The sequence below is a fragment of the uncultured Roseobacter sp. genome (assembly GCF_947495275.1).
Taxonomy (GTDB): domain Bacteria; phylum Pseudomonadota; class Alphaproteobacteria; order Rhodobacterales; family Rhodobacteraceae; genus Roseobacter.
The window spans coordinates 112524-131779 of record NZ_CANLYL010000004.1; the positions used below are offsets into that span (position 1 = coordinate 112524).

18 protein-coding genes are annotated in these 19256 nt (G+C 57.4%); 5 read left to right on the plus strand and 13 right to left on the minus strand.

What is annotated here, in order from left to right:
• Positions 1-259 precede the first annotated feature (259 nt).
• Positions 260-1321, minus strand: a complete 1062-nt coding sequence (gene cysK / locus Q0802_RS09585) for a cysteine synthase A (protein WP_298917081.1) — start codon at positions 1319-1321, stop codon at positions 260-262.
• 85 nt (positions 1322-1406) lie between these two features.
• Entirely contained in the window at positions 1407-1547 is a 141-nt protein-coding gene (locus tag Q0802_RS09590) for a hypothetical protein (protein ID WP_298917083.1), read from the minus strand.
• Between the two features lie 374 nt (positions 1548-1921).
• Here Q0802_RS09590 and Q0802_RS09595 point away from each other — a divergent pair, with 374 nt between their 5' ends.
• Together Q0802_RS09595 and Q0802_RS09600 are read left to right on the plus strand one after the other, a co-directional pair.
• Positions 1922-4153, plus strand: a complete 2232-nt coding sequence (locus Q0802_RS09595) for an ATP-binding protein (RefSeq protein ID WP_298917084.1) — start codon at positions 1922-1924, stop codon at positions 4151-4153.
• On the plus strand, positions 4150-4863 hold the full coding sequence (locus Q0802_RS09600; protein ID WP_298917086.1) for a response regulator: 714 nt from the start codon (positions 4150-4152) through the stop codon (positions 4861-4863). Before Q0802_RS09595 ends, Q0802_RS09600 begins: the two co-directional genes overlap by 4 nt.
• Positions 4864-4943: 80 nt before the next feature.
• Here the strand turns inward: Q0802_RS09600 and Q0802_RS09605 are convergent, their stop codons facing one another.
• A complete protein-coding gene (locus Q0802_RS09605; protein WP_298917089.1) occupies positions 4944-5972 on the minus strand; it encodes an aldo/keto reductase in 1029 nt (342 codons plus the stop codon).
• 103 nt (positions 5973-6075) lie between these two features.
• Between Q0802_RS09605 and Q0802_RS09610 the strand changes: the two genes are divergently transcribed.
• Both Q0802_RS09610 and Q0802_RS09615 read left to right on the plus strand, forming a co-directional pair.
• The gene (locus Q0802_RS09610) at positions 6076-6795 is read left to right on the plus strand and encodes an SGNH/GDSL hydrolase family protein (RefSeq protein WP_298917092.1); all 720 of its coding nucleotides are present in this window, start codon (positions 6076-6078) and stop codon (positions 6793-6795) included.
• Between the two features lie 75 nt (positions 6796-6870).
• A complete protein-coding gene (locus Q0802_RS09615; RefSeq protein WP_298917095.1) occupies positions 6871-7536 on the plus strand; it encodes a D-lyxose/D-mannose family sugar isomerase in 666 nt (221 codons plus the stop codon).
• 2 nt (positions 7537-7538) lie between these two features.
• Here Q0802_RS09615 and modC read toward each other — a convergent pair whose 3' ends face one another.
• Genes modC through modA form a run of 3 tightly spaced genes read right to left on the minus strand, consistent with a single transcriptional unit; the run spans position 7539 to position 10107 of the window.
• Positions 7539-8636: a molybdenum ABC transporter ATP-binding protein gene (gene modC / locus Q0802_RS09620; RefSeq protein WP_298917098.1), complete on the minus strand. Its 1098-nt coding sequence runs from the start codon at positions 8634-8636 to the stop codon at positions 7539-7541.
• Positions 8633-9325 carry a molybdate ABC transporter permease subunit gene (gene modB / locus Q0802_RS09625; protein WP_298917101.1) on the minus strand — a complete coding sequence of 231 codons (693 nt, stop codon included), beginning with the start codon at positions 9323-9325 and terminating at the stop codon, positions 8633-8635. The genes modC and modB overlap by 4 nt, the downstream gene beginning before the upstream one ends.
• Positions 9322-10107 (minus strand): molybdate ABC transporter substrate-binding protein, encoded by a 786-nt coding sequence (modA, locus tag Q0802_RS09630; RefSeq protein WP_298917107.1) that lies wholly within the window; start codon positions 10105-10107, stop codon positions 9322-9324. The genes modB and modA overlap by 4 nt, the downstream gene beginning before the upstream one ends.
• Before the next feature lie 246 nt (positions 10108-10353).
• Here modA and Q0802_RS09635 point away from each other — a divergent pair, with 246 nt between their 5' ends.
• Positions 10354-11022, plus strand: coding sequence for a DNA-3-methyladenine glycosylase I (locus Q0802_RS09635; protein ID WP_298917110.1), 669 nt, complete (start codon positions 10354-10356; stop codon positions 11020-11022).
• On the opposite strand, the gene arsJ is transcribed toward Q0802_RS09635, so the two are convergent.
• The 7 genes from arsJ to Q0802_RS09670 form a co-directional block, all read right to left on the minus strand.
• Complete coding sequence (gene arsJ / locus Q0802_RS09640) at positions 11019-12278, minus strand: organoarsenical effux MFS transporter ArsJ (protein ID WP_298917113.1); 1260 nt, start codon at positions 12276-12278, stop codon at positions 11019-11021. The two genes, Q0802_RS09635 and arsJ, sit on opposite strands and share 4 nt — an antisense overlap.
• A complete protein-coding gene (locus tag Q0802_RS09645; protein ID WP_298917118.1) occupies positions 12275-13273 on the minus strand; it encodes an ArsJ-associated glyceraldehyde-3-phosphate dehydrogenase in 999 nt (332 codons plus the stop codon). The genes arsJ and Q0802_RS09645 overlap by 4 nt, the downstream gene beginning before the upstream one ends.
• A complete protein-coding gene (locus Q0802_RS09650; RefSeq protein WP_298917121.1) occupies positions 13273-14118 on the minus strand; it encodes a helix-turn-helix domain-containing protein in 846 nt (281 codons plus the stop codon). Before Q0802_RS09650 ends, Q0802_RS09645 begins: the two co-directional genes overlap by 1 nt.
• 111 nt (positions 14119-14229) lie before the next feature.
• The gene (locus Q0802_RS09655; RefSeq protein ID WP_298917123.1) at positions 14230-14661 is read right to left on the minus strand and encodes a universal stress protein; all 432 of its coding nucleotides are present in this window, start codon (positions 14659-14661) and stop codon (positions 14230-14232) included.
• Positions 14658-17267 (minus strand): TRAP transporter permease, encoded by a 2610-nt coding sequence (locus Q0802_RS09660; RefSeq protein ID WP_298917126.1) that lies wholly within the window; start codon positions 17265-17267, stop codon positions 14658-14660. Before Q0802_RS09660 ends, Q0802_RS09655 begins: the two co-directional genes overlap by 4 nt.
• Positions 17268-17378: 111 nt before the next feature.
• Positions 17379-18347: a TAXI family TRAP transporter solute-binding subunit gene (locus tag Q0802_RS09665; RefSeq protein ID WP_298917129.1), complete on the minus strand. Its 969-nt coding sequence runs from the start codon at positions 18345-18347 to the stop codon at positions 17379-17381.
• Positions 18348-18381: 34 nt separating this feature from the next.
• The gene (locus tag Q0802_RS09670; RefSeq protein ID WP_298917132.1) at positions 18382-19245 is read right to left on the minus strand and encodes a MurR/RpiR family transcriptional regulator; all 864 of its coding nucleotides are present in this window, start codon (positions 19243-19245) and stop codon (positions 18382-18384) included.
• Positions 19246-19256 lie beyond the last annotated feature (11 nt).

The following is a 19256-nucleotide window of genomic DNA, read 5'->3' on the forward strand; positions in this document are numbered from 1 at the left end:
AAGGGCGGGATCGAAAATTGCGGTGCTATGGGCAATCGAACCAGATTTATTCGACAGAATTCGAAACCGAAAATTACGCATCACCTCGTAGTCGTCGGATCATCCGGGTGGATTTTAAACGGCTTTGGTACAAGCGCGAAGCCGATCGGCAGGGTTACTCCTGCAAACCTCTGGTGGTGCCTGAGGCAAGGCACTTGATTCCTAACGCTCCCGCAACTTTCGTTGTGATCAAGGCAGAATGCCCTGATCTGAAACTCACTTACACGGTGGCACCGGCATCAAGCCGGGAACTCGCAGTAGACAACGCCAGGGTTTTTTCATCCTCTGTCATTTCCGTCGGCACGTCCTCAAAGAGCGCTGTGGAAAGATAGCGTTCGCCGGTATCGGGCAGCATTGCCAGAATCTTTGCGTCATGAGGGGCCGTTTTGGCTATTTCGATCGCCGCGGCAAGCGTCGCACCGCCGCTGATACCGCAAAATATTCCTTCTTCACGTGCCAGAGCCTTGGCCATGGCAATGGCCTCGTTGCCTTCGACGGGTTGAATGTGGTCGATATCCCCCGCCTCAAGGGCATCATTGGCAAGCTTGGAAATGAAATCAGGGGTCCAACCCTGCATCATGTGCGGATGAAACCCCGGGTGACTGGCAGCAGGTGTTCCGTCGGCGTTGAAAGGTTGAACCTCACCGCTCGCCAGCAGAGCCGCATTGTCAGGCTCAGCCACCACGATCTTTGTCTCCGGGCTGAGCCGTTTCAAGCCTCGTGCAACACCGTTGATGGTCCCGCCGGTGCCAAAGCCCGAGACCCAGTAGTCCAGCCCGATGTCACGAAAGTCGCGGGCAATTTCTTCGGCGGTTGTGGCCTCATGGTAGTCGGCATTGGCCGGGTTCTCGAATTGTCGGGACTGGAACCAACCGTGAGCCTCTGCCAGCTCTCGCGCCTTTTTCACCATGCCTGTTCCTTTTTCCGATGCTGGTGTCAGCACGACCCGAGCACCCAGAAACCGCATCAACTTGCGCCGTTCGACGCTGAAGCTTTCCGCCATGGTTACCACAAGCGGATAGCCCTTTTGAGCGCATACCATGGCCAGTCCGATGCCTGTGTTGCCGCTGGTGGCTTCCACAACGGTTTGACCCGGTTGCAACGTGCCGTCGCGTTCTGCGGCCTCGATCACGCCAATCGCCAGCCTGTCCTTGACCGAGCCCATCGGGTTGAAGGCTTCAAGTTTTACGAAGAGTTCCACGTTTGCAGGGCCAAGTTTGTTGATGCGCACCACCGGTGTGTTGCCGATGGTATCCAGTATCGAGGAATGTATGCGTGTCATGATCGTTCTTTCTTGGGTTGATTTGTGATTGCGACTGCCAAGCCTGGCAAAACCATACACGGATGCCGCCAAAGAGTGGCCTTGTTCAGACAAAGGGTCGTTGGGTGATGGCCCTGAGTGCGTCAGGTCCTGCGATGGTCACAACGTCATCTGGATTGAGCCCGATGTCTCTGAGCATCTGTGTGTCCAGACGCGTCACATCGTCGGGATCTGCTTGATCCATCATGAATTCGCAGACTTTCTTGAATGGCCTCATTGCAGAAATAAAGATCGCGTGGCGCCTGCCAAAAGAAGCGCGCTTTGGGAAAAGGGTTGTAACAAACATAGTATTTACTCCGGTAGACGATAATGCGTCGGTGTCGTGTCTTAATGTCGATGGGAGCGTTTTGCCGCCGCGATGTTGCAATCAGATTTCTATGCTTGGCTCTTTGTGTTTCATTTGCTCCAAGATGTCGGGATTTAAGATTTTGCAAAAAATGATGTCTTACAACGGATTAAGAGAACTTATTCACCTTGTGAGGCTCGAGGCGCAGAAACAATTGAAACATTTGAAGGCTGACAGGAAAACCAACTGAAACAAACCGACGTTAGGTTCACAGCATGACGACGGCCACCAATTCAATAGATACCGAAGCCTCCCAACCGCTTCGCGCCGCCCTTGAGGCCTTGACTGAAGGCGTCGCCGTCTTCGACCGCAACATGATCCTGGTCGCCTGCAATCAGCGTTATGTGGACATGTTTCCGAAAGTTGCCGATATGGTTGTTCCGGGCGTGCATTGGGATGATCTTCTGGCGGCCTGCCTCGAACGAAGCGAGTACCTCGATCAGTTTGATGACAAGCAGGCGTTTTTGAACCGCGCGTCGCACCATCGGATCAACTTTGATCGCGACATCATAGCAGAGCATTCAGACGGGCGGGCCTATCACGTCCGGTTTCAGCCAACGGATGATGGTGGCTGCGTGGTCATGCGGCGGGATGTGACCGAGCAGCATGCAGCCGAAATGATGGTACATGACCGCGAAACCCTGCTGGCAACTGTGCTCGACACAAGCCCGGTCGCGGTGGTGATGTCCCATCTTGAGGACGGCAAGATCACCTATCGGTCACAAGAAGCGCGCGCGCTCTTTGGAGAGACCAAATTTGCCTATGAGCATCACCCGACGCTGCAGGATTACAGAGATTACATCAATGCCGTGGTCGGCAACGACGATGGGCGCGCAAGCCATGTAACCTGCCAACGCGACGATGGCACGACATTCGAGGCCTCCTCGGTTGGGCGTATCGTGAGCTTTACCGGACAGGATTTTGTGGTGTCAGCCTTCACGGACCTGACCGATCAATTGGAACGTGATGCGCTCATTCGGCAGGTTCTGACGGCATGCCCGGCACCGATCCGCATGGTCAATGTGGAGACCGGGGAGACGATGTTCTGTAGCCCGGAAACAACCGCATTGTTTGGAGAGGCGAAATCGCTTGAGGACTATTATGTCGATGTGGCGGATCGCCAACGCTACCTGCAACAGATATACGCCCACGGCACGGTCAAGGAATTCAAGGCCCAGTTCTACAATCGCCAGGGAGAGCCATTCTGGTGCGCAGTTTCCGCGCGCCTGATCCGCTACAACGGTCAGGACGCGATTGTTTCACATGCGCGCGACCTGACGGATGAGTTGAAGATCGAATCCGAATTGAATTCGCAGCGCGAAACGATCTACCAAAATGAAAAAATGTCTGCTTTGGGCGAATTGCTGGCAGGCGTTGCCCATGAGTTAAACAACCCGCTTTCAGTGGTTGTAGGGCATTCGCTTATGTTGCGCGAAGACACAACCGATCCCGACGTTTTGCGGCAGGTCGACAAGATCGGCGGGGCGGCAGAACGGTGTGCCAAGATCGTAAAGACGTTTCTGTCGATGGCGCGGCAACAACCCTCCAGAACCGAAGAGGTCGATGTAAACGAGATTATCGGGATCGCCGTCGATGTGGCTCGCTATGGTGATCTGGGGAACGTGCTGGATATCGCCTGTGATCTTTCTCCTGAATTACCGGCATGTCTTGCTGATGCCGATCAGATTACGCAGGTGATTTTGAACCTCATTCTCAATGCCGCTCAGGCGATCCAGACCAGCGGTACCGGTGATCGCGTAGCGGTCAGTACACGGCGCAGCGACGATGAGGGTGCCATTGTGATTGCGGTCGAGGATAATGGACCGGGCATTCCTGACACGCAGCAATCAAGGGTGTTCGAGCCTTTCTTTACGACCAAGGATGTGGGCGAGGGAACCGGAATCGGATTGACGTTGTGCCACCGCATTGTCCTGTCCCACAATGGTCGCATCTGGATAGACAGAACGTTTGAGGGAGGAACACGATTTGTGATCGAACTGCCTGCCCATCAGCAAACGAAATCGGATGACGCGGCTGTCCCCCAATCCGGTGCGCATTCGCAAAAATCTGCGCGGGTGTTGATTGTGGATGATGAAATCGATGTGGCGGAACTCAACGCCGAGATATTGATCCGCGCCGGATATGAAGTTGATGTTGCAAGCAAAGCGCAGCACGGCATCGAGCTGCTGCAAGAGACATCCTACGATCTGGTGCTTAGTGATCTTAACATGCCCGAAATCGACGGGCGCGGATTTTTTGATGTCCTCAAAGCAGATTTCCCGCATCTTGTCGGTCGCATCGGCTTTGTTACCGGAGATACCATGGGATCGGCATCACAAACGTTTCTGAAAGAGGCGCAAAGCCCCTACCTTGAAAAACCGGCGTCCCCCAGTGAGCTGAGATCTTTCGTCGCCGGTATTCTGCAATCTGCCGGAGCACTCAAATGACAGATCAACGACCCACAATTCTGGTCTGCGACGATGAACAGGATGTGCGCGAGATGCTCGAAGAGTATCTAAAACGGCGCGGTTTCGACGTTATCCTCGCAGAGGACAGCATTGTGCTGCGCGCAAAGATTGCGGATCACGCGGTCGATTTGATCCTCCTCGACATCAATATGCCGGGTGAAGACGGGCTGTCGATCCTACGTAGCCTGCGCCCGGAAAGCGACGTTGCGGTTGTTATGCTGACAGCTGCGGGCGAGGTGATTGACCGTATTGTCGGTCTCGAGATGGGCGCGGATGACTATCTGGCAAAACCGGTGGATCTGCGCGAACTGGAGGCACGTATCAAGGCTGTGCTGCGTCGCAAGCAAGTGCCTGATGTGCAAAAGGCCGATGGGCAAAGCGGCGTGCGAACGGCCAAATTCGGAACCTTCACGCTTGATATCGAGGCGGCGAAACTCTTTTCGGAAAATGGCGAGGATGTGCCTTTAACGGCAATGGAGTTTAGCCTGCTCAAGGTGTTTGCTGACAACAAATCGCGTGTTCTGAATCGCGATCAATTGCTTGAGCAGGCCCATGACCGGTCCTGGGACCCATTTGATCGCAGCATTGATATTCGCATATCGCGCCTGCGCCGGAAGATTGAAGCCAACCCGCAGAAACCTGCCATTATTAGGACTGTGCGCGGCATTGGCTACATCTATGATGGCTGATCAGAACTCGCCTTGCCTGCTTCATGATTGGGTGACACGCCGTCTCTAACGGGTCTGCGGTATCCGCCTGTCCCTAAAGATCAAGTGGGAGCATCCTCGCGCATCAACCCTTTCGCTTTGAGATCCGACCATAAATCAGAGGGGATTTCCGCTGTTGCGGCCTTCAGGTTCCCCGCCATTTCGGTCACGCCTTGCCCCCCGGGAATGACAGCGACATGCGCGGGGTGCAGCAAGGGGAACTGGAACGCTGCATCTACCATACGTACGCCATGATCTTTGCAAACCGCTTCAATGGCGTTGACCCGGTCCATGACATCCTGCGTTGCGGGCTCGTAATTGTAGTAAGCGCCGGGTTTTGCCCCCGTAGCCAGAATGCCCGAGTTATAGGGCCCACCGGTCACGATGCCGATGCCGCGCGCTTCGCAGAGCGGCAGGAAGCTGTCGAGCGCTTTTTGCTCCAGAAGCGTGTATCGACCTGCCAATAGGAAGAGATCAAAGTCGCCACGTTCCGCGAGGGTCTGGCAAACCTCCCATTCGTTGATCCCGCCGCCGATGGCCTGGATCACCCCCTGATCCCGCAGAGAGATCATCGCATCATATCCGCGCCCGCCAAAGAATTCCTCGATGCGCATGTCCGAGATTTCCTTGGACCCATGGCTGAAAATGCACAGATCGTGAACATAGAGGATGTCGATCCGGTCGACGCCCAGCCGGGAGAAGGAGTGTTCGAAAGAGCGCATCACGCCATCGTAGGTGTAATCGTATTGCTCGCGCCGCTGCGGTACCTCGAACCATTTCCCCACGCCCGAGCGATGTTCCGGCGCGCAGGGCTGCATCAGACGCCCGACCTTGCTCGATAGCACGTATGCGTCGCGGGGTTTTCCGCGAAGGAAGGGGTTCAGTCGCGTCTCTGACAGTCCCAAACCGTAAAGGGGTGCCGTATCATAATATCGCACGCCCCCCTGCCAGGCCGCATCCAGGGTTGCCCATGCGTCCTCGTCGGAGATGGCCTTGTAGAGATTGCCCAAGGGGGCGGTGCCGAAACCAAGCTCCGTGAAGGTCACGCCACCGTTGTCAATTCGGTCCCAATGCCGCGTTTTCAATGCCATTTTCATTCTCCGTAAGTGCTTGTCGGTCACAGTGCCCGGTTTCTCTTTGCCTGAACACCGAAGAAAACCTAACGTCGAGAAGAAGTGAAGAGAGGAATATGCGGTGACATCAAGTGAAGCGGTTCCCGACCTGTGCGAAGATGATGGTTCAACACGCATGCCCGCACGTACCGTCTTGTGTTTCGGGGACAGCAACACGCATGGGACAAGAGCGATGCGGTTCATGGGGGACCGCCGGCGATTGCCTAAAAATGAACGCTGGCCCTGGGTTATGGCTGCCGCACTGGGCGCGGATTGGGAGGTGATCGCCGAAGGACATCCGGGTCGCACGGCGGTTTTTGATGACCCGATTGAAGGGGTCCACAAGAACGGTTTGCGTAGCCTGCACGCCCTTCTGGAAAGCCACCGGCCCATCGATCTGGTCGTTGTGATGCTGGGGACCAACGATCTGAAGGCGCGCTTTGGTGCCTCCGCCAACGACATTGCATCCGGTTTGGGACGTCTGGCCCGGGAGATATGCCGTTGCGACAGTGGTCCGGCAGATGGCGCACCGCAGGTGATCCTGGCGGCACCTGTCCCCGTGCGGGAAGTGGGTATTTTTGAACAGGATTTCGCCGGGGCGTCCGGGAAATCGCGCGATTTGGCGACGCATCTTGAACAACGGGCGCGTGATCTGAATGTAGGCTTCGTTGACTTGAGCAAGGTGGCGCAGGTTGATCTGCTGGATGGCATTCATCTGGACGCGGCCGGGCATGCCGCGATCGGCAAAGCCCTGAGCGAGGTCATCAAAGCCATGCAGATCAGACCGCCAGCAGTCAGTTAGCGCTATCTTGAGGTTTTATCTGACATCTGGCATAGCGCAGTTGCTTGCGCATCGGCCATGTGAAGGATCCGCCCAATGAACCGCTCAGACGTCAATGAAATCCTCAAGGCGGGTGATGCTTTCATTCGCAGTTTTGGCCATATTCTGCCGCCCTTTGCCTATTGGGACCCGCAGCGCATGCGTGGTTCTGACGCTGCGGGTTTACGCGCACGCGGACTGGGATGGGACATCACGGATTATGGCGAGGGCCGCTTTGAAGAGATGGGGCTCTTTCTGTTCACAACGCGCAACGGGACGGTCGAAGATCTGGGCGCCGGACGTGGCATGCTCTATGCCGAAAAAATCATGATCAGCCGCGACAAGCAGCTGTCGCCCATGCACCGGCACAACATAAAGGCCGAGGATATCATTAATCGCGGTGGCGGTGATCTGATCATCGAACTTTTCGCGCCGGATGCCGAGGGCAATATCGACCGTGCGGCGGATGTGACGGTGCCTTGTGATGGGATCGAGAAAACCTTTCAGGCAGGCGCTCACCTGCGTCTGCTGCCGGGCGAAAGCGTGACCCTGATGCCGGGCGTGTGGCATGCCTTCTGGGCGGAAAAGGGCGATTGCCTGATTGGCGAGGTCTCGACCGTGAACGATGATCGCACCGATAACGTCTTTGAAATGCCTATCGGCCGGTTTTCCAGCATTTCCGAGGATGAAGCGCCCGTGCATCTGCTGGTGTCGGATTACTGAATTCATCGCGGCGATGGGGCATCACCAATCGCATCTCTGGGCACGGAGACGGCCTTGATGACGGCATAGACCGTCTGGCCCGGTTCGAGGGCCAGAGCATCGGCTGACCGGCGGGTGATGCGCGCGAGCAGCAGGGATGCGCCAAAGCTCAGCTGCACCATGACGCCGGGTCCACTTCCCAGACGCAATTCTTTTATCTCAACCTCAAGGACATTGAGGGCGGAAATTCCATTTGGCCGGGACGTGGCCACCATGACATCCTGCGCACCGATCCACACGCGTAGCTTGGTGCCAATGGGGTGATCAACCCGGGGCACGAGCAATTGGGTACCTTCCGTCGCCAAGGCGCTCAATCCGTCCGAATGGTGCGATTTCACCACGGCCTCGATCATGGAGCCGGTGGCGCGGACCCCAAGCGGTGCCACGGATAAGTCGCTCAGAACATCGGCGGCTGGACCTTGCCGTGTGACACGACCCTTTTCGAGCGCCACCACTGAGGTGGCAATACGTGCAACTTCGGTTGCCGCATGGCTGACATAAAGGATGGGGATTTTGGTTTCGTCGCGCAACCGCTCGAAATAGGGCAGGATGTCTGATTTGCGTGCGTCATCAAGCGATGACAACGGCTCATCCGCGAGGATGAGCTTGGGGTTGGCCAGAAGCGCTCGACCAATGGCAACCCTTTGTTTTTCCCCGCCCGAAAGTGCTGCGGGTCGTCGTTTCAGCAAATCTTCAATACCCAACATCTCGATAATCTGGTCGAAGCTACCGCGCGGTTCGGTGCCGGGGGCAAACCACCGTCCATAAAGAAGGTTCTGGCGCACGGAGAGATGTGGAAACAGGCGCGCATCCTGAAACACATACCCCAGTCGCCGTTTATGCGGGGGGAGCCACAGGTCGTTTTCGATATCGAAAAGCACCAGATCATCGGCAGCAACACGACCGCCATCTGGCTTCAGGAGACCAGCGACGGCATTGACAATGGTGGTCTTGCCCGCGCCCGACCGTCCGAAAAGCACGGTGATGCCGGGTGGGGCTTCAAAGGTTACGTCAAGGTCGAACCCGCTGAGCTTATGTTGCACAGAGACGGCGAGCGTCATGCACCCAATCTCCTCTTTGCGCGTCGCGCCAGCCATTCGGAGAGTAACAAGGCGGACATGGCAATAATCACGCTGACGATCACGAGACGCCAGACAGAGGTTTCGCCGCCCGGTACCTGCAAAAAGGCGTAGATTGCGGAGGGGACGGTTTGGGTCTGGCCGGGGATGTTGGACACGAATGTGATGGTCGCGCCGAATTCACCCATGGCCTTGGCAAACGCAAGAATTGCGCCTGCAAGAATGCCGGGCAGGATCAAGGGCAGTGTCACGGTCAAAAACACCCAAACGCCTGAGGCGCCAAGCGTCGATGCGGCCTGTTCCAGCTTGGGGTCAACGGCTTCGATTGAGAGGCGTATGGCGCGGACCATCAAGGGAAAGGCCATGATGGCAGCGGCCAGAGCGGCCCCCGTCCAGCGAAAAGCAAAGACCACGCCCAGGGATTGAAGCATACCGCCAACGGGTGCTTGCGTTCCGAAGGTCGTCAACAGCAGGTATCCGGTGACCACCGGGGGCAGGATCAGCGGCAGGTGGACAATGCCGTTGAGCAACTGCTTTCCCATAAATTCTCGGCGCGCCAGAACATAGGCCACCCAAAGCCCCAGTGGCAGACTGCACAAGGTGGCCCAGAAGGACACTTTGAGCGACAAGGCGACGGCACGCCATTCGTCGGGGCCAAGCCAGTCTGTCATGATGCTTCGTCAATCAGGGAAAATCCCTGATGTTCAAAGACCCTATGCGCCACATCGCTGGTCAGATAATCCGCAAACGTCTGGGCCGCCCTGGTTATACGTCCTCTCAGCAAGGCCATTGGATAGACGATCTTTGGGTGACTTGCGGCGGGGAAGGTCGCAACAACCTGCACGCGCGGCTCCGCGATGGCATCGGAGCGATAGACGATGCCGAAGGGGGCCTCCCCCAAAGCCACAAGGGCCAGGGCGGCGCGCGCATTGTCGGTTTGAATGAGTTGCGGTTTGAGGGCCTCCCAAACCCCTAAATGGGTCAGGGCCGCCTTGGCATAGATACCGGCCGGAACCGCATCCGCCAGCGCAATCGCGATGCGCGCTTCTGCCAAACCCGCGCGCAGTGAAACCTTGTCCAGTTCGATTGCGGCATTTCCGTTGTGTCCGATCAACACAAGCGCGTTGCCCAGAAGGTCTTTGCGATTGCCCGGTTCAAGCGCACCTCGGTCTTCGACCCAATCCATCCAGTCACTGCTGGCAGACAAAAAGATATCGGCCGGTGCGCCTTGCGAAATCTGGCGCGCCAACACCGGGGTTCCCGCGAAGGCAAGGGTGACGTCATGGCCTGTTTCTGTTTCGAAATCTGCCGCGATTTCATCCAGCGCCGTTTTCAGACTGGCGGCAGCAAAGACGGTAATCTGATCCGCCCGAACCGTGCCAGTGACCGGGAACCACAGAACCAGTGCCAGCATAAATGCGGGGCGGACGTGCCGTGAAATGCCTTGCCACATGCAATCGAAATCCGTTTTTGGTCAGATTGTGCTTTAAACGTATCGCCTTGCCGGCGCGGTCATGCAAGCGCCTTTGGTTTCTCGCCGGTCCAGACCCGGGGTGCACTCCGCGGCGGCAATGCCATTATGCGTCCGATGGTTTGGATTTAGGGGGCGCAATTTTTGCACAAGTGGTTGTGAGCTATTGACCGTTTCGCATAGAAACCGGGCCGGATAGACTGTGATTTCGCAAGAAGGGAGGAAAACATGCGGAGCCTGGATGATATTTTGGCAATCAGCGTCAAGCGCAAAGGATCGGTAGAGGCCATTTTCGAGGGGTTCGAGCCGTCGAAATCAGGCGCGGCGCTTGCTGAAATTCCCGATGACCGGTGGCTTGCGGCGATGACCCGCGCCATTTTCAACGCCGGGTTCAACTGGAAAGTTGTCGAGAGCATGTGGCCCGGATTTGAAACGGCGTTCAAAGGCTTCGACCCCGGAGCCTGTTCGATGATGGACGACCTTTGGTTTGACGCGTTGATCGCGAACAAAGCCATTGTGCGACACGGTCCGAAAATACAGGCGGTTCAGGAAAACGCGGTTTTCGTGCGTGCTCAATCCGATGCTGCGGGCGGATTTGGAGCTTTCATTGCCGGGTGGGATGCGGACGCCTACGCTGATTTGCTGGCGCATCTGAAATCACATGGCACGCGCCTCGGCGGCGCAACGGGGCAGTATTTCCTACGCGCCATGGGTGTGGATGGCTATATACTGTCGCGCGATGTGGTCGCACGCCTGATTGCCGAAGGGGTAATTGACAAGGCACCGACGTCCAAAGGCGCCATGAAAGCGGTGCAGGCTGCGTTTTCAGACTGGCACGCGTCTTCCGGTCGGTCACTCAAGGAAATCAGCCGCATACTGGCGACAAGCACGGGTTAGGTGGTTTGCATCTGTGCGCCGCGCAGTCGGGCAACCCCAAATGCGCTTAACATCAAAAGTGCGGCTGCGGTGCCCAGACAAAGCGGCAGGCCGCCCAGCTGGTAACTCAGGCCCGATAGCACGGTCCCGAGCAAACGACCGGCGGCATTGGCCATGTAGTAGAACCCCACATCCATGGTGACACGTTTGCCTGTGCTGAAGGCCAAAATCAGGTACGAATGCAGCGCTGAATTGATCGCGAAGATGCCACCAAAAACCAGCAGGCCCACGACCAGACATATGGTGAGCCAGGGGGCAGGGCCATTGGTTGCAAAAACGATGGCCGCCAAAAGCGCGGGCACGAATACCAGCATGGTTGCCCAGCGTTGCGCGCTTGCGATCATGTCTTTCTCATCGCGCGATTTTGCATTCAGCAATCGGGGTGCGGAGGCTTGCACGCCGCCATAAAGGATGACCCACAAGGCCATGAAGCTGCCGATTATGAAAAATGCAGCGCGGTTACCCGCCTCTGATCCGTCCGATAAGACGGAATAGAAATAGATCGGAATGCCCACGACAAACCAGACATCGCGGGCGGCAAAAAGGAACACGCGGGCAAAGCTCAGCCAGTTGATGTCGCGGTTCTTGGAAAAAACGTCCTTGAATTTCGCGTCCTTGCGCCCGGTGGGCAGGCCGCGCGGCATCAGAGACATGACAAGAACAAGGATGACGGTCAGCACAGCCGCCATGCTCAGAACGGCGGCAGACAGCCCGATCCACCCCAGAAGCACAGCGCCCAGAAGAAAACCCAAACCCTTCACCGCATTCTTGGAGCCGGTCAGTACGGCGACCCAGCGAAACAGCCCGCCTTGCTCCGCCGGTGCGAGTAGTTTGACGGCGGATTTTGCGCTCATCTTGGCCAGATCCTTGGCGACGCCCGAAGCGCCCTGAACGGCCATGACAAAGATGACAGAGGCACCCACCGCCCAGCCTGGATCAAGCTGCGCCAGTGCCAGAAGGGCGGCGATTTGCAATGCCAGACCGGCATAGAGCGTTGAGGTCAGTCCAAAGCGGGCAGCGATCCATCCTGCCGTGAGGTTCGTCACAACGCCTGCTATCTCGTAGAGGACAAAGAGATAGGCCAGTTCAACGGGTGAAAATCCCAAGGTATGAAAATGCAACAAGACCAGCATGCGCAAAGCGCCATCGGTGAGCATAAACGCCCAATAGGCGGCCGTAACGGCAACATATGCCGATCCTGCCCGGTCCGGTGTCACAGGCTGTTGCCAACCATGAAGGCCACGTCAACCAGGCGGTTGGCATACCCCCATTCGTTGTCGTACCAGACGTAAACTTTGAGTTGTGTGCCGTTGACGACCATTGTTGAAGGCCCATCAACGATGCCGGAGCGCGGATCATTGGTGTAATCCGTGCTCACCAGCGGTCTGGTCTCATATCCAAGAATGCCTTTGAGCGGACCTTCGGCGGCGGCTTGGAAAAGAGAATTGACCTGTTCAACGGTCGTTGCGCATTCCAGTTCAAACACACAATCCGTCAGCGAGGCATTCAACAGCGGCACACGTACGGCGTGGCCATTCAATCGCCCCTTGAGGTCGGGGTAAATCAGAGTGATCGCCGTGGCACTGCCCGTGGTCGTGGGGATCAGGGAGTTCAAGGCCGACCGTGCCCGGCGCAAATCTTTTGCAGGCCGGTCAACGATGGTTTGCGTGTTGGTCACATCGTGGATCGTGGTGATCGAGCCGTGTTTGATGCCAAGGTTTTCATGCACGACCTTCACCACGGGGGCGATGCAATTGGTGGTGCAACTCGCGGCAGTGACAATGTCGTGCTGGTCTGGATCATAGGCGTGGTTGTTCACGCCATAGACGATATTGGCGGTGGGGCCATCCTTGACCGGTGCGGACACCACAACCTTTTTGACCCCGGCAGCGAAGTAAGGGGCCAGTGCCGCTTCGGTCTTGAAGACGCCGGTGCAGTCGATGACCACATCCACGCCATCAAGCGGGAGCCGGTTCAACTCGGTCTCGGCATGCGCAGGCAGCCGGGTGCCGTCGATGGTGAGGCTGTCTGCATCCGATGAAAACGCCGCTGGCCAGCGCCCGTGCACGGTGTCGAACTCCAGCAGATGGGCATGCATCGCCGGATCGCCCACCGCGTCATTGATCCAGGCAATTTTTGCACCACGTTCAAGCAGCGGACGCAGGGCAAGTTTGCCAATACGGCCCAGTCCATTGAGGGCGTAGACGGTCATCAAGCGGTTCCTTCCAGGTGATCTGCGCCGATGTCGTCAACGGCGGCTTGCAACGATATGCGATTGTGGGTTTGGAGCGGCAGGGCGGCAAAGGCTTTGATGCGGTTGTTCATGGCGCCATAGGTCTGTTGAAAAGCCAGCCTGCGTTCGGCAAGGCTGCCGGTCGCTTTTACGGGGTCGGGCAGACCCCAGTGCCCGCTGATGGGCTGGCCTTCCCAGGCAGGGCAGTCCTCATTGGCCGCGCGATTGCAGACCGTGAAGACGAAATCCATTTTCGGCGCTTCCGGGCTTTGAAATTCAGAAATGTGTTTGGCGCGTAAGTTGGAGGTGTCGTGCCCCTTGGAGATCAGCATCTCAATCGCGAGAGGGTTGAGTTCCGAGCCGGGTTTTGTGCCGGCGGAATAGGCCTTAAACCGCGATCCTTCCAGATCGCGCAGAATCGCTTCCGCGAAGATGGACCGTGCTGAGTTGCCCGTGCAGATGAACAGAACGTTATAGGTGGTGTCCGCCATGGTTTTCGCTCCTTTGAGGCCAGAGAAGAGGGAGGGGGGGCAAAGCTCCGGACGGCCGCGACAGCAATCCGTGAACAGGAAGCCAATCAATTCACCGGCAGCCTCAATGCGCGCGCGATAACGCAACGATGTGCCCACACGGTGCTGAACAATCAGCCCGGCATCGTTGAGCGCGGAGAGATAAACAGAGGTGGTGGAGGCTTTCAGCATCAGGGCATCGGCGATTTCCCCGGCTGGCACCTCATCCGGATAGCGACGCATCAGCAACCGAAAGACCGCCAGTCTCTGTGGGTGGCTCAACATCGACAGGCGATTCAGTGATTCTTTTTCCATATTTCATGAATATATGAAATAGAGATTTGCGCCAGTGATTTTTGACCCCTAAAACGAAAATCGGCGCGTCCTTTTCAGAGCGCGCCGAAGGGAGTTCAAAATGGTCGCGGGTTACCGAACCACGTGAACGCTGCACGAGGAGTGCCGCACCACGCGGGCGGCGTTTGGACCCAGCAAGTAGTCTTTGAAATCAGGCTTATGCGCGCCGATCACAATCAACCCGCACCCGGTTTCACCCGCGACCTTGAGGATTTCCTCATAGGCATTTCCGGTGGCCACGACATGGCGCACCATCGCGTCCGCGTCGGACCCAAGGCTTGCGGTGATTTCATCGCTTAGCAGCTGCCGCGCTTCGGCGACCACCTTCTCATGGTGATCGCTTTCAAAGTAGGTGCTGACGATGCTCTGGCCAAAATCCGGAACAACGGTGACCACGTCAAGCGAGGCACCATCCAGATCGGCCAGGCGCTTGGCGATTTTCAACACATCGGCATCGCGGCCTTTGTGGCTGACGTCAATGGCGCACAAAACGGGACGGCTCATGCGGTCACTCCTTCTTCTTCCTTACCTGCACGACCACGCTGTAACAGAACGACAAGGCCCAACAGCAACAGCGCCGGGATGAAGATCAACTCCTTGGGCATCTGATCGGCAGGAGCCTTGACCGCCTTGATGGTCACGAAGGTGTCTGCGTAGAAATCATAGCTCTGGAAGGTTTCCGCGAAAGGTGTCCCAAAGAGGGGTTCCTCCAGCGCAACTTCATCTCCCTCCGCGACGGTCAGGAGCCCGTAGGCATCCATGCGTGTGCCCTCGGCTTCCTCGCCAATCGGCACCAGCAATGTGGTTTCCTTGGTCTCGCCGGTGTCGAAATCAGGCCCGCTGACGACGACCCTGAACTCGCGTCCGACAGGTGCCGCCTCGACCCGTTCAGCAAAGGCCGCCGGTTCGATATCCTGGAATGGAGGCGACAGGCGATCCATGAAGAAATCCGGACGGAAGAGCATGAAGGCAATGAAGATCAACGCGATGCTTTCATAGATGCGGTTGCGCGTCAGGAAATAGCCCATGGTGCCTGCGGTGAAGACCAGAATGGCGATGGTGGCCGTGATGAACACCAAGATGCCCTGCGCCCATCCCACGTCGATCAACAACAGGTCGGTGTTGAAGATGAAGACGAAGGGCAGGGCCACGGTGCGCAAGCTGTAGAAGAAGGCCACGAAGCCTGTGCGGATGGCATCCCCGCCGGAAACCGCTGCGGCGGCGAAACTGGCCAGACCCACCGGCGGTGTCACATCCGCCATGATCCCGAAGTAGAACACAAAGAGGTGCACGGCGATCAGCGGCACAATCAGCCCTGATTGCGCGCCCAGTTCGACAACCACCCCTGCCATCAGCGAGGAGACCACGATGTAATTCGCCGTGGTCGGCAGACCCATGCCGAGGATGAGGCTGAGAAGCCCCACCATGATCAGCATCAGGATCAGATTGCCGCCCGACAGGAATTCCACCAGATCGGCCATGACCTGACCCACACCTGTCAGCGTCACCGTACCGACAATCACACCAGCGGTTGCCGTGGCAAGGCCAATGCCGATCATGTTGCGCGCGCCGTCGATGAGACCTTGCAGCAGGTCGGCAACGCCGTCCTTGAAGGCATTCGCCATTTCGCTTTCACCCCGGAACATCGCTTTGAGAGGTTTCTGTGTGAGCAGGATCACGAACAGAAGCGACGTGGCCCAGAAGGCCGAAAGACCTGGCGACTTCTGCTCGATCATCAGGAAGTAGACCAGCACGATGATCGGCAGCAGGTAGTAGAGACCCGCCTTGTAAATCTCGCCCACAACGGGCAATTCGATCTCCTCGGCATTGGGATCATCCGGTTGCAGATCGGGCACTTTTGCCGCGAAAAAGAGCAGGAACACATAGGCCAGAAAGACCAGCCCCGAGAGCAGCAGACCGGAATTCGGCAGCAGCGATGTGACCCATTTCACCGGGTATTGCACGCCGTAGCAAAGTGCCGCGAAACCCACGAAGAAGGCTGCCATACCGCCGATGGTCTTGCCCATCGACACTACGCGGTTGCCCAGCGTCGGCATATTATTCTTCACCGCTTCGAGGTGCACGATGTAGACCAAAGCGATGTAGGAAATCGTCGCGGGCAGGAAGGCGTGGGTAATGACTTCCACATAGGAGATGCCCACATATTCCACCATCAGGAAGGCCGCGGCCCCCATGACGGGTGGCATGATCTGCCCGTTCACCGAAGACGCCACCTCGACCGCGCCGCCTTTTTCAGCGGAAAAGCCTACGCGTTTCATCAACGGGATTGTGAAGGTGCCGGTGGTGACCACGTTGGCGATGGAAGAGCCGGAGATCAGGCCAGTTGCGGCGGAGCCCACGACGGCTGCCTTGGCCGGGCCGCCCTTGAGGTGGCCCAGTGCGCCAAAGGCCATCTTGATAAAATAGTTGCCCGCGCCCGCCTTATCGAGCAGGGCGCCAAAGAGCACGAAGAGGAAGACGAATTTCGTCGAAACACCCAATGCGATCCCGAAGACGCCTTCGGAGGTGATCCACATATGGCTCATGGCTTTTTGCAGGCTGGCACCTTTCCAGCGGATCACATCCGGAACCGCCTGTGACGAGCCAAAGAAGACGTAGAGCAGGAAGATCGTGGCAATGATCGCCATGGCCGGTCCCAATGCGCGGCGCGCGCCCTCAAAGAGGATGACCAGCCCGATCAGCGCGAACCATTTGTCCACATCATCGGCAAGCCCGCCGGAATTCACGATCTTGTCGTAGAAAATATAGCCGTACATCGCGATGAATGCGCCCGCGATGGCCAGTATCCAATCGTGTATGGGGATATAATGGCGGGGGCTGGATTTCAGCATCGGGTAGGCCATGAAGGCCAGGAATATCGAAAACGCCAGATGGATTTGCCGCGAATTGTTGATCACGGAGCCCGGCAGAAGCTGGTTGGACAGCGGCGAGGCCAGCATGACCTGAAACAGCGACCAGATGATGGCCGTTATGGCCAGGAATGTCCCCACGGCACCGGCCGGGGCTCGCGCTCCGGCATCAGAGGAGGATACAAGATCCTGTAGTTCTTCTTCGGATAGCGCGCGGCCACCGCTGGAGTTATCTGACATTCGACTGTCTCCCTGAGATGCCGCTGTTTACGGCTTTTGTTCTGAGAATTTGCCCTTTTTTGCGGGCGACAGAGGGCAGCGTGCTGCCCTCTGCGGTGTCAGGAGAGTGGATTACTCAATCCAGCCTTTTTCCTTGTAGTACTTTGCAGCACCGGGGTGCAGCGGTGCGGAAAGGCCCGCTGTGGCCATTTCCTCTGCCGTCAGGTTTGCAAAGGCAGGGTGCAGTTTTTTGAAATCGTCAAAGTTGTCAAAGACCGCAGCGACAACCGCATAGACCGCTTCTTCCGATACGCTGGCGGAGGTTACGAAGGTTGCACCCACACCAAATGTGGTGATGTCCTCATCCGACCCGCGATACATGCCACCGGGGATTTTCGCAGTCCGGTAGTAGGAGTTTTCGCCGATCAGCTTGTCGATTTCAGCCCCGGACACCTCGACCAGAACGGAATCGCAGGCTGTGGTGGCTTCCTGAATGGACCCTGAGGGGTGGCCTACCGTGTAGATCATCACGTCGATCTGGTTGTCACAAAGCGCTGCTGATTGCTCTGCGGCTTTCAACTCGGCTGCCAGAGCCAGATCGCCCGTTGTCCAGCCCATTGCGGCCAGAACAACCTCTGTGGTGCCACGGGCACCGGAACCGGGGTTGCCGATGTTCACACGTTTGCCCTTGATGTCGGCGAGGGTTTTCACACCGGCGTCAGCACGTGCCACAACGGTGAAGGGTTCAGGGTGGATGGAGAACACCGCGCGCAGGTCTTCAAACGCGCCCTGATCTTCGAATTTTGAAGTGCCATTATACGCATGGTACTGCCAGTCCGACTGGGCCACGCCGAATTCCAGCTCGCCTTCGCGGATTGTGTTGATGTTGTAGACCGAACCACCGGTTGATTCGACGGAGCAGCGGATGCCGTGCTCCTTGCGGCCCTTGTTGACCAGACGGCAGATGGCCCCGCCGGTTGGATAGTAAACCCCTGTGACGCCCCCGGTCCCGATGGTAATAAAATCCTCCGCCATTGCGGCGGGTGCCGCCAGCATTGCCAGTGCCGCACCTGCGGCCGTCATTTTTAATCCGTTGAACATTGTTGTCTCCCTTTTTTGGATTATTGGTCGTAGATTAGCCGTCTAGTATCTCTTGTAAACGGCGGTTGCTTGTTTCCACCTCCGCAATGCGATTTCTGGACGCTTCGCCTCCGATTTGGGCGAGCATCCCGATCAGGGTTTCCACAAAAAACAGCGTAGCGGTGTAGGATGAAAAGAAATGCGGAGATTTGGCGGGAATGATAAAGCGCGCCGAGGCGTGTTTAAGCGCCGGGCAGGCGTGGGTATCGGTGATGACGACGACATGCGCGCCGTTGGCACGTGCCAGCTCCGCAGCCCTGACCGGCCGGGGGGAGTATGGCGTCTGGGTGATCAGCACCAAAACGTCATTGGCGTCCAACCCTGCCAGACCCGCCCCCAGAGACGATCCCATCCGGCCAGCGAGGCTCCAATTGTCGAACAAGAGGCTGGCCATGTAATTGAGGTGTTCCGCAACACCGGTGGAACTTAACGCGCCGAATACCAGAACGTTTCGCGCTTTGTGCAATTTGCCGACGGTGTTCTTGAACTCGGTGCCCTCCAATCCATCCGCCAGGGTCTGAATGTTGCCGGTACAGGCGTTGGCAAAGCCCGCGACGAAATCCTCATTGCCCTCTCTTTGCAGATGGGTCAGTTGCCGGGTGCGCTGTGACGCGCCGTTCACGCGGCGGTCAATGGACGTGCGGATATCACCTCTGAGCGACCCAAAATCCGCATACCCAAGGGCGCGGGCGAGGCGGGAAAACGAGGCGGGCGCAATTTTGCTTTGCTCGGCGACGGAGCGCAGAGAGCGGGTAGCGACATCAATCTGGTTCTCGATAAGATAGTCGGCGGCCTGTTTCAGCCTGCCGCTTAAGTCTTCGTAGTTCGCAGATATTCTGATATCGAGTGGCTCAGCCACGCACGTTCCCC

Excerpts from the sequence above, each read along its gene's own strand:
- cysK (WP_298917081.1), bottom strand. The coding sequence starts at position 1,321 with ATGACACGCATACATTCCTCGATACTGGATACCATCGGCAACACACCG.
- Q0802_RS09590 (WP_298917083.1), bottom strand. The coding sequence starts at position 1,547 with ATGATGGATCAAGCAGATCCCGACGATGTGACGCGTCTGGACACACAG.
- Q0802_RS09595 (WP_298917084.1), top strand. The coding sequence starts at position 1,922 with ATGACGACGGCCACCAATTCAATAGATACCGAAGCCTCCCAACCGCTT.
- Q0802_RS09600 (WP_298917086.1), top strand. The coding sequence starts at position 4,150 with ATGACAGATCAACGACCCACAATTCTGGTCTGCGACGATGAACAGGAT.
- Q0802_RS09605 (WP_298917089.1), bottom strand. The coding sequence starts at position 5,972 with ATGGCATTGAAAACGCGGCATTGGGACCGAATTGACAACGGTGGCGTG.
- Q0802_RS09615 (WP_298917095.1), top strand. The coding sequence starts at position 6,871 with ATGAACCGCTCAGACGTCAATGAAATCCTCAAGGCGGGTGATGCTTTC.
- modC (WP_298917098.1), bottom strand. The coding sequence starts at position 8,636 with ATGACGCTCGCCGTCTCTGTGCAACATAAGCTCAGCGGGTTCGACCTT.
- modB (WP_298917101.1), bottom strand. The coding sequence starts at position 9,325 with ATGACAGACTGGCTTGGCCCCGACGAATGGCGTGCCGTCGCCTTGTCG.
- modA (WP_298917107.1), bottom strand. The coding sequence starts at position 10,107 with ATGTGGCAAGGCATTTCACGGCACGTCCGCCCCGCATTTATGCTGGCA.
- Q0802_RS09635 (WP_298917110.1), top strand. The coding sequence starts at position 10,354 with ATGCGGAGCCTGGATGATATTTTGGCAATCAGCGTCAAGCGCAAAGGA.
- Q0802_RS09645 (WP_298917118.1), bottom strand. The coding sequence starts at position 13,273 with ATGACCGTCTACGCCCTCAATGGACTGGGCCGTATTGGCAAACTTGCC.
- Q0802_RS09650 (WP_298917121.1), bottom strand. The coding sequence starts at position 14,118 with ATGGAAAAAGAATCACTGAATCGCCTGTCGATGTTGAGCCACCCACAG.
- Q0802_RS09655 (WP_298917123.1), bottom strand. The coding sequence starts at position 14,661 with ATGAGCCGTCCCGTTTTGTGCGCCATTGACGTCAGCCACAAAGGCCGC.
- Q0802_RS09660 (WP_298917126.1), bottom strand. The coding sequence starts at position 17,267 with ATGTCAGATAACTCCAGCGGTGGCCGCGCGCTATCCGAAGAAGAACTA.
- Q0802_RS09665 (WP_298917129.1), bottom strand. The coding sequence starts at position 18,347 with ATGTTCAACGGATTAAAAATGACGGCCGCAGGTGCGGCACTGGCAATG.